Consider the following 6,000-nt stretch of genomic DNA (forward strand, 5'->3'; position numbering starts at 1 on the left):
CACTGCGCACCGAAGTCCCATCCGGGCGTGCACTGTTTGATCGGAGCTTCAGGTGGCCCGCCTCTACTACGCGGTCCGTAAGACCCATCCCGGTGGTCAGAACCGTACATGATCGTCCCCACTCCAGATTCCGTCCCGGCGGGCCAGGATCTCGGGTATGCGATCAAGCAGCTCGACCTCTCGCACTGCCTCGGGCGACAGGTAGCCCAGCAGGCGGTAGATCTTCGCGCGGTCGGCGCCGAGATCCCGGTGATGGATCGGTTCGTAGTGCATGACCCGGTTTCGGAGATAGAGCATCGTCACCAGATTTCGGTGCAACTCATCGCGCCTTCCCGTGTAGTACGGGAACGCCTGGTGGAGAGCCGGGACCCACAGCGTCCGGTCGTACGACCTGCCGCGGCTCAGCAGCGCGACCCAGAAGCCGAATGTCAGGGCGGCGACGACATCGTCGGAAGTCGGCGGTCGGGTGTTTGCCCGGCGGAGCTTGTCACCGGCCTGCCTGACCTTACGAGCGTCCTCGTCGGCAAGTTTCGCGACGGACCACCAGTCGGGTCGCCCATAGTGCGTGCAGAGCCGGCCGTGCAGCGCGTTCCGCAGCCCTATCTCCAGGCAGTGCAAGGGCCCGTAGAAAGCAGCGGAGACCGCCGCGTTCCACCAGTAGAGGCGTATCGCCGCGTCCGACGAACCGTCGGTCGCATGCAAGTAGGAACGCAGTCGTGGGGGCGAAAGCAGGCGGTGGATCCAGTCAGGTTGTTCGGTGATCATGGAACACTCCCGCGGATCGACGGCTCGCGGCCGGGCGGTGCTTGGTAGAGTGGACCTCGTAGGCCCCGGGCACGCCTCTGCTATGCATGCCGCCCGGGGCACGGCTTTTTTGGGCGCGTTGGGCAGCCTCGACGGCCCACTGCGGCGCCTTCGCTGCGCGTGGCTGGTGTCGGTGTTCGCTTCGGGCCGAACCTGCGCACTCCGTCCGACGTATGCAGATTACGGACGCCACACTCGTTCGTCAAGCGCAGTGCACTGCGCTCGGAAGGACTGTTAACACCTACGAGGCTGGGCGCCGGCGACCGAGGGCCGCTGCGGCGACGCGGCAGAGCGACGCGGCCACGTGGCGAGATCCACCGGGGGTGTCCGCAGACGGTGCTCGGTCAGGTGCCCTCGGCGCTGGGGCCACATGCTCGTTGCCGGCACCGGCGGATCCAGAAGAGGATCACCGCGGTGACGAGAATGACGGCGGGGGCGAGGCCGGGATCCTCGACTTCGTCGCCGACAACACCGGCTGTCAGCTCGGCGGCGCCAGCGAAGAGCGCGGCGACAACTCCGCCGATCAGGTGCTCGCGGGCGCCACCGGTTGCGGGTTGCAAGGAGCGTTCGAGCGTGCCACGGGCGGCGTACTCGGCGGTCCGCCGGGCTCGGCGGCGGCGCACGGGGCCGAGCCGCGAGCCGTCCATCCAGGCGATGTAAAGCCCCCGCAAGGAGGTGGACTGCGCCTCCCACTGCGTCCAGGCGCCGTCCACCGCGGACAGGGCATCGCGCAGTTCCGGGGGCGGGACAGCGGGCTCGCGACGAGGTCCGGCCACTGTCCGCACGAGGTGGCTCACAAGGCGACATTACGCGCGCTCGGTGGAGGCAGGTGTATCTGTCGGGAGTCTGGTCGCCGAGCGCCGGAGGCAGTTTCCAGGTCCAGTACCAGGCCACGTGGCTCAACTCGGCCACCCCGCCGTTTATCAGTCCGTGGCTGGATCAGAAGGGGACCTCGGTGGTACTTTCCGTTGCCATACGCCGGCAGGCGTCGGTTTGATGACGCTTCCGCCGACGTGCGGCCGGAGCCCCGCCAACGCCGTGTGTGCGACTGAGCGTGCGCCACGAACACCGAAGGGACGTGCTGAGGCGAGACGGCGACCGGTGTGCCCCCGGTCTGTGGAATCGGCCTGCTGGACGATGACCGTCCAGCAGGCCGCTCTGGACGGACGACTTCCTCGCGAAGCTACAGCGCTGCGTACACCGCTACCGTCGGGCCCGGAGGATTTCCCGTGTGCCGCGCGCCCGGGTGAGCATCTCTCTTGCGAGTGGGCGCTGGGACGGGCCGGGTGCCGTGCACGCCCCGGCGGGCGCTACCGGTCGACGGACAGCATCTGGATCGGCATCTGCATGGTCGGTGAATCGAGGGCCGCCGCTCGACCATCCGGTGACGGCTTTCCCGGCCGAGTTCGAGGGGCCGTCGCATGGCGGCTCCCACCCCCGAATGGCATATCGTCTGCCGATATCGGCAGACGTAAGTTTGCCGCGTGCCGCGGAGGGGTGGCCATGAGCGTGCCGTCGACAGCGATGCCGCAGGAGTTGCAGCGGCGGTTGGGGATGTTCGACGCGGTGATGATCGGCCTGGGGGCGATGATCGGCGCGGGGGTCTTCGCCGCGGTGGGACCGGCGGCGCAGGCGGCCGGATCCGGGCTGCTGCTCGGGCTGGCCTTCGCCGCAGTGGTCGCCTACTGCAACGCGACGTCGTCCGCACGGTTGGCAGCCTGCTATCCGGCCTCGGGCGGCACTTACGTTTACGGCCGTGAACGGCTCGGTGTCTTCTGGGGCTATCTGGCCGGGTGGGCTTTCGTCGTCGGAAAGACCGCTTCCTGTGCGGCGATGGCTCTCACCGTCGGCTTCTACGTCTGGCCAGGCCAGGCCCATGCGGTGGCGGTGGTGGCGGTGGTGGCGCTGACCGCGGTGAACTACGTCGGGGTACAGAAGTCCGCCTGGCTCACCCGTGTGATCGTCGCGGTCGTCCTGACCGTGCTCGCCGCGGTGGTGGTCGCCGCCGTCACCTCGGCCACGTCGGACGCTGCCCGGTTGGACATCGGCGCGGACGCCACGTTCGGCGGGGTGCTTCAGGCGGCTGGCCTGCTGTTCTTCGCGTTCGCGGGATACGCCCGCGTCGCCACCCTCGGCGAGGAGGTCCGTGACCCGGCCCGAACCATCCCCCGCGCCATCCCGACCGCCCTCGGCATCACCTTGGCCGTCTATGCCGCTGTGGCGGTCGGGGCCCTGATGGTGTTGGGTCCCCAGCGGCTGGCGGAGGCCACCGCGCCGCTGTCGGACACGGTGCGCGCCGCAGGCGTCGGCTGGCTGGCGCCGATCGTCCGGGGCGGTGCGGCGGTCGCCGCGCTGGGTTCCCTGCTCGCGCTGATTCTCGGGGTTTCGCGCACCACCCTGGCGATGGCCCGTGACCGGCACCTGCCTCATGCCCTGGCTGCGGTCCATCCCCGGTTCGCGGTGCCGCACCGTGCTGAGCTTCTGATCGGCGCTGTGGTGGCGGTCCTCACCGCGACCACGGACGTGCGTGGGGCGATCGGTTTCTCCTCCTTCGGCGTGCTGGGCTACTACGCCATCGCCAACGCGAGTGCCTGGACCCTCACCCCGGACGAAGGGCGTCCACCGCGCGTCGTGCCCGCGGTCGGGCTCGCCGGCTGCCTGACCCTGGCCTTCGCCCTGCCACTGTCCTCGGTGGTCTCCGGGGCCACGGTGCTCGTCGTCGGCGCCGCCGCCTACGGCATTCGCCGGATCACCATCGCCCAGACGCGGACATAGAGCCCCACCCGACGCGCAGGCACCCGACGCGCAGGCACCCGACGCGCAGGCACCCGACGTGCGGGCACCCGACGGGGCCTCCTTGCACAGGAACGCTGCGTCACCCCGTCCAGTGGACTCGGCGCGACGCCAATCTCTGGCGCCGTCAGGGAGAAGTGTCGCGGCCGAGGACCTCACGGGCCAGCTCCGCCAACGCTCTACGATCTTCAGCCAAAGCACGCTTCCCGGCCTCGGTCGCCCGGTACATTCGCCGGGTGCGTCCGTCAATCACCCGCTGCTCGGAAGCCAACAGACCGTCGGCTTCCAGCCGGTGCAGCGTCGGATACAGCGTGCCGGGGCTGATGTGATGGCCGTGCCGGGCCAGCTCCTCGGTCATCCACGCACCGTGGATCTCCTGTTCGGCCGCGTGATGAAGGATGTGCAGCCGCACCGCGCCTCGCTGGAACTCCCGCACCCCACCCGCCTCCACGCCGCCGGCCCGGCAGTGATGAAACCGATATCGGAATCCGAGTGTACGGTGGCCGGTTTGCTGGCGATGTGATGATCAGAAACGCAGACTGAAGCGATCACGATCATCTTTGCGCTGTGTGCTGGCGGCGTTGACCGGATCGCACTGCTTTACGGGGCCGAGGGGCGGCGGAATGGTGCTGGGCGGGACACGCCGAGCAGGACCGCGAGGCTGGTGAATCCATCCGTTCGGGCGTGCAGCCCAGCGGCGACGAGTGCGTCCGAACCGATCTGGCGGCCTACCTTGAGACGGCTGCAGGCCACGATCTCGTTCCCGACGAAACCCACCAGGCCGGGTGTGATCAGAGCGGCCGTGGGCGTGGGCATGCGTGCCGAGATCATGACCTTGACCGGTGTGCATGTCTCGGCGGTAGCCGGAAACGATCAATGCGGTGTGACGGCGGCTGCCACCGTGTCGCACCTGGCTATCAGTAGCACCTTGCCGAGTAACCCCGCGAGTGCAGTCCACGGAGATGAGGTGGTGGCGCGGATTCATGGTGCGCGCCACCACCTCCGTGGGCGTCAGACCTTGGTGAGCAGGGTCTGCATGGTCGTGATCTGGGTGTTCTGGGTGTTCTGGATATTCTCGGCGAGTCGTTTCGCCGGTGTGTAAAGTCCGTCGCGGGTTTCCGTCTTCGCCATGGTGATGGCACCTCGATGATGCGCGATCATCATGGTGAGGAACATTTTGTCGAAGGCGGGTCCGGTCCCCATCTTCAATCTCGCCATGTCATCGTCGCTCATCATGCCGGCCATGGGCCCGCCCGGCATCATCCCGGTCATGGTGCCGCCCGGCATCATGGTGGTCGAGCCGTGGTCACCCATACCGTGCCCGGAACCGCTGTCGCCGCCGGGGGGCACTGTGGGCTGCTTCCAGGCGTTGAGCCACCCGACCATGGTGGCGATTTCCGGGGCCTGCGCCGCGCGGATCTGGCGGGCGAGGGTTTTCACCTCCGGGTGACTGGCGCGGGTTTCGGCCAGATCGGCCATGTCGATGGCCTGTCGGTGGTGGGGGATCATGTTCTGGGCGAAGGTGACGTCGGCGGCGTTGTGATCGGCGGCACCGGTGCTCGTGCTGCCGTTGCTTCCGTCGTTGCCGCAGGCGGTGAGAACGATCGCGGCCAGGGCCGCCGCGATGAGCAGTGTCAGTCGTCTCATGCTGGTTCCTCGTCTGCCGGAGGTCTGTAGTCCGAAGAAGTTCGGCGCACGTCGCAGGAGCCCGGGTGGCCCGGGCAGGACGTGTCGGTCTACAGACGGAGCACGCAGAGCGAGGCGAGTGAGGGTCGGTGGAGCAACGAGCGATCTGGGGGCGCCCGCCCGCGGTGGGGGGACGCTGCGCGTAGGACTGCACGTCTCACCGACGTCGAGGAGAGCAGCCGGGTGAGCAGCAACGCGATGACCAGCAGGAGCGTCAGGCGGAGAAACGCCAGGCACATCGCACCACCGTGCCCGTCGTGATCCATCTCTGTTGCGGGCGGTGTCATGACGTGCCGTGGATCGGGGTGGCTCACCGGCAGGGCCGACGGTGGGGGGTACATGTCCGCCCCGTACATCACCGACGACCCGATCTGGTCGGTGGTGTCGGCGTGCAGGCCGTGCGCCAGGTGCGCGGACAGGCCGCCATGCATGAGCAGAATGCCCAGCAGGACGGGTACGGCGAGCAGGAACAGCGGCAGCCCGGCAGCGGTGGTCTTTCCATGGGGCCGGGCGCTCACGGGTCCAGTCTGCCTGACGGGGAGCTGGTCGGCTGGCAGGCCATGGGTCCGATCCTTCTGCGCCGGGACAGGGTCAGCGGACCCGGCCGACCCAGTAGGTGGAGGTGAGGTGCTGCCCGTTTCACGGACACGCGATAGTTGGACTATATCAGCTTTACGCCGCCTCCGGTATTGATGTCTGACTCGTCAGGTAGAGATG

The 6,000-nt window shown here is 68.4% G+C and carries 7 protein-coding genes; 1 reads left to right on the top strand and 6 read right to left on the bottom strand.

The features are described 5' to 3' along the window. Window positions 1-96 precede the first annotated feature (96 nt). Window positions 97-765 (bottom strand): hypothetical protein, encoded by a 669-nt coding sequence (locus tag FF36_RS10860; protein ID WP_044884877.1) that lies wholly within the window; start codon window positions 763-765, stop codon window positions 97-99. A gap of 383 nt (window positions 766-1,148) precedes the next feature. Next, window positions 1,149-1,580 carry a YdeI/OmpD-associated family protein gene (locus tag FF36_RS31460; protein WP_206778451.1) on the bottom strand — a complete coding sequence of 144 codons (432 nt, stop codon included), beginning with the start codon at window positions 1,578-1,580 and terminating at the stop codon, window positions 1,149-1,151. 727 nt (window positions 1,581-2,307) lie between these two features. Between FF36_RS31460 and FF36_RS10870 the strand changes: the two genes are divergently transcribed. Then, the gene (locus tag FF36_RS10870; RefSeq protein ID WP_044884878.1) at window positions 2,308-3,579 is read left to right on the top strand and encodes an APC family permease; all 1,272 of its coding nucleotides are present in this window, start codon (window positions 2,308-2,310) and stop codon (window positions 3,577-3,579) included. Between the two features lie 145 nt (window positions 3,580-3,724). Here the strand turns inward: FF36_RS10870 and FF36_RS10875 are convergent, their stop codons facing one another. The 4 genes from FF36_RS10875 to FF36_RS10890 form a co-directional block, all read right to left on the bottom strand. Further along, window positions 3,725-4,033, bottom strand: coding sequence for an Rv3488 family transcriptional regulator (locus FF36_RS10875; RefSeq protein ID WP_044884879.1), 309 nt, complete (start codon window positions 4,031-4,033; stop codon window positions 3,725-3,727). 164 nt (window positions 4,034-4,197) lie between these two features. Then, window positions 4,198-4,413 (bottom strand): cation efflux transmembrane domain-containing protein, encoded by a 216-nt coding sequence (locus tag FF36_RS10880; RefSeq protein WP_055407948.1) that lies wholly within the window; start codon window positions 4,411-4,413, stop codon window positions 4,198-4,200. Between the two features lie 195 nt (window positions 4,414-4,608). Continuing rightward, window positions 4,609-5,244, bottom strand: coding sequence for a DUF305 domain-containing protein (locus FF36_RS10885; RefSeq protein WP_044884881.1), 636 nt, complete (start codon window positions 5,242-5,244; stop codon window positions 4,609-4,611). A gap of 89 nt (window positions 5,245-5,333) precedes the next feature. Next, the gene (locus FF36_RS10890; protein WP_052681045.1) at window positions 5,334-5,801 is read right to left on the bottom strand and encodes a DUF6153 family protein; all 468 of its coding nucleotides are present in this window, start codon (window positions 5,799-5,801) and stop codon (window positions 5,334-5,336) included. Window positions 5,802-6,000 lie beyond the last annotated feature (199 nt).

Origin of the sequence: Frankia torreyi, assembly GCF_000948395.1 — a bacterium.
In the GTDB taxonomy this organism is placed as follows: Bacteria; Actinomycetota; Actinomycetes; order Frankiales; family Frankiaceae; genus Frankia; species Frankia torreyi.

Bases quoted from the DNA above. Each gene is read 5' to 3' on its own strand.
- FF36_RS10870 (WP_044884878.1), top strand. From the start codon at position 2,308: ATGAGCGTGCCGTCGACAGCGATGCCGCAGGAGTTGCAGCGGCGGTTG.
- FF36_RS10880 (WP_055407948.1), bottom strand. From the start codon at position 4,413: ATGCCCACGCCCACGGCCGCTCTGATCACACCCGGCCTGGTGGGTTTC.
- FF36_RS10885 (WP_044884881.1), bottom strand. From the start codon at position 5,244: ATGAGACGACTGACACTGCTCATCGCGGCGGCCCTGGCCGCGATCGTT.
- FF36_RS10860 (WP_044884877.1), bottom strand. From the start codon at position 765: ATGATCACCGAACAACCTGACTGGATCCACCGCCTGCTTTCGCCCCCA.